Source organism: Mesorhizobium sp. M7A.F.Ca.CA.002.09.1.1 (assembly GCF_003998555.1).
Lineage (GTDB): Bacteria > Pseudomonadota > Alphaproteobacteria > Rhizobiales > Rhizobiaceae > Mesorhizobium > Mesorhizobium ciceri.
Window position 1 is genome coordinate 1 of sequence record NZ_RZRR01000687.1, and the last position, 3,101, is coordinate 3,101.

A 3,101-nucleotide genomic window follows, 5' to 3' on the forward strand; every position below is an offset into this window, starting at 1 on the left:
GCCTATGGCGATGCGAGCGTGCGGCATGTGCTCGATATGAGCGTCAGTCTCGATTTCGAGGAAGCCTATCTCGATCCGGAAAGTGCTTTCGCCCGCTATCGCCGTGCCACGCTGTGGAATCCGGGCGGCGGTACGGAGAGCCTGCGCGAATTCATCCTGACCCTGCAACGTCTTGCAGAGCCGCATGGCCAGACCTTCCGCTACCGCTCGCCGAATTCCGACCTGCTCGGCCTGCTGCTCGAGCGTGCGTCGGGCCAGCGGTTCACCGACCTGATGCGCGAGAAGCTGTGGCTGCCGCTCGGCGCTGTCAGCGAAGCCTCGATCGGCGTCGACATGGAAGGCACGGCGCGCACGGCCGGCGGCATTTCGGTGACGCCGCGCGACCTGGCGCGTGTCGGCGAGATGATGCGGCAAGGTGGCATGGCCAATGGCCGCCGCATCGTACCGGAAGCCTGGGTGCGCGACACGACCAGCACTGGCGGCAGTGCGGACGCCTGGCAGCGCGGCGCGATGCTGCCACTGTTTCCCAAGGGCCGTTACCGCAACAAATGGTACCAGACTGGACACGAGAACGGCGCCTATTGCGGCATCGGTATTCATGGCCAGTGGCTGTATGTCGATCCCAGGACCGAAGTGGTGATCGCCAAGATGTCGTCGCAGCCGGAGCCTGTCGACGATCCGCTCGATATCGAGATCGTCGCGTTCTTCGAGGCGCTGAGCCGGCTGATCTAGGCGCGCCGCGATCGCCACATTGGCGCACGCTTTCCTGTGGACCCGCCGGGCTGATCGAAGCGCGGCGGTTGGCGGGCCGGAGGTCTGCGCCTATGGTCGCCGCTCTTTGGATGAGAGCAGGAACGACATGGCATCCGACATCAAGCGCATTGCAGCCATCATCGCGGCCGAGATCAGCGCGCGGCCCGAACAGGCGGCCGCGGCGATCGAACTGCTCGATGAGGGCGCGACAGTGCCGTTCGTGGCGCGCTACCGCAAGGAAGTCACCGGCGGGCTCGACGACACGCAATTGCGCGATCTTGCCGAACGCCTTGCCTATCTGCGCGAGCTCGACGCGCGCCGCGACACCATCCTTGGCTCGATCCGCGAACAGGGCAAGCTGACCGAGGAGCTTGAAGGCAAGATCGTCGCCGCCACCACCAAGGCGGAACTTGAGGACATCTACCTGCCCTACAAGCCCAAACGCCGGACCAAGGCCGAGATCGCCAGGGAGCGCGGGCTGGGGCCGCTGGCCGAAGCCATCTTGGCGAACCGCTCATTGGTGCCTGCCGAACTGGCGCTGGCCTATGTCAGCGAAGAGGTGGCCGATACCAAGGCGGCGCTCGAGGGCGCGCGCGACATCCTTTCGGAACAATTCGCCGAGAATGCCGATCTGGTCGGCAAATTGCGCAGCTACATGAAGGAGCGCGCCTTCATGCGGGCCAGGGTGGTCGACGGCAAGCAGGAGGCCGGCGCGAAATTCTCCGATTATTTCGACCATGTCGAGCGTTGGGCAAATGTGCCCAGCCATCGCGCGCTGGCGATGCTGCGCGGCCGCAACGAGGAAGTGCTGTCGCTTGACATCGAGGTCGATGCCGATGACACCTCACCGGTGAAGCCGGTCGAGCGGATGATCGCCAATGCCTATGCCATCGGCGGCAGCCTTCCGGGTGACAGATGGCTGATGGAGGTGGCGGGCTGGACCTGGCGTATAAAACTGTCGCTGCATCTGACGCTCGATTTGATGCGCGATCTGCGCGAGCGGGCGGAGGAGGAAGCGATCCACGTCTTTGCCCGCAACCTCAAGGATCTACTGCTGGCCGCTCCCGCCGGCTCGCGCGCCACGATGGGGCTCGACCCCGGCATCCGCACCGGCGTCAAGGTGGCGGTGGTCGACGGCACCGGCAAGGTGCTGACAACGACGACGGTCTATCCATTTCCGCCCAGAAACGATGTGCGCGGCACGCAGGCGGAACTCGCCAAGCTCATCCGCCAGCACAAGGTCGAGCTGATTTCGATCGGCAACGGCACCGGCAGCCGCGAGACGGAAAAGCTGGTGGCCGACATGCTGTCCGACATGCCGGCGGACGGCGGGCCGAAGCCACTGAAAGTGATCGTCAGCGAGGCCGGCGCCTCGGTCTATTCGGCATCGGCGACGGCGGCGGCGGAATTCCCCGGCCTCGACGTGTCGTTGCGCGGCGCTGTCTCGATCGCCCGGCGGCTGCAGGATCCGCTGGCCGAACTGGTCAAGATCGAACCCAAATCGATCGGCGTCGGCCAGTACCAGCATGATGTCGACCAGTACCGTCTCGGCCGCTCGCTGGAAGCGGTGGTCGAGGACGCGGTCAATGCCGTCGGCGTCGATCTCAACACTGCCTCGGCGCCGCTTTTGGCGCGCGTTTCAGGTCTGGGCGCATCGCTGGCCGACGCGATCGTTGCGCATCGCGATGCGACCGGGCCCTTCGCCAGCCGGAAGGACCTGCTCAAGGTGCCGCGGCTCGGACCTCGGGCCTTCGAACAATCCGCCGGCTTCCTGCGCATTGCCAATGGCAGCGAGCCGCTCGACGCCTCGTCGGTGCATCCGGAGGCCTATGGTGTGGCGAAGAAGATCGTCGCTGCCTGCGGGCGCGATGTGCGGTCGTTGATGGGCGATAGTGCCGCGCTCAAGGCACTCGACCCACGCGTCTTCGTCAACGAGCGTTTCGGCTTGCCGACGGTGCGCGATATCCTGGCGGAGCTGGAAAAGCCCGGCCGCGACCCGCGCCCAGGCTTCAAGACGGCGACCTTCGCCGACGGCATCGACGACATCAAGGATCTGAAGCCCGGCATGCTGCTGGAAGGCACGGTCACCAACGTGGCCGCCTTCGGCGCCTTCGTCGATATCGGAGTGCATCAGGACGGGCTGGTGCATGTCTCGCAGCTGGCCGATCGGTTCATCAAGGACGCGCATGAGGTCGTGAAGGCCGGCGACGTGGTGAAGGTGCGCGTCGTCGACGTCGACATCAAGCGCAAGCGCATCGCCCTTTCCATGCGCAAGGATAGCGGCGAGGGCGGTGCACCGCGCAGCGGACCGCGCGACAATGGTGGCGGCACGCCGGCACCACGGTCGC

2 protein-coding genes are annotated in these 3,101 nt (G+C 65.8%); both read left to right on the plus strand.

Translation table 11 applies throughout. From position 1 onward, the window contains the following. Positions 1-732: serine hydrolase (locus EN994_RS24490; RefSeq protein WP_164746139.1), on the plus strand; the 732-nt coding region annotated here is incomplete at its 5' end. A 127-nt stretch (positions 733-859) separates the two neighbouring features. Next, positions 860-3,101 (plus strand): Tex family protein (locus EN994_RS24495; RefSeq protein WP_164746140.1); only part of this gene is annotated, 2,242 nt, incomplete at its 3' end.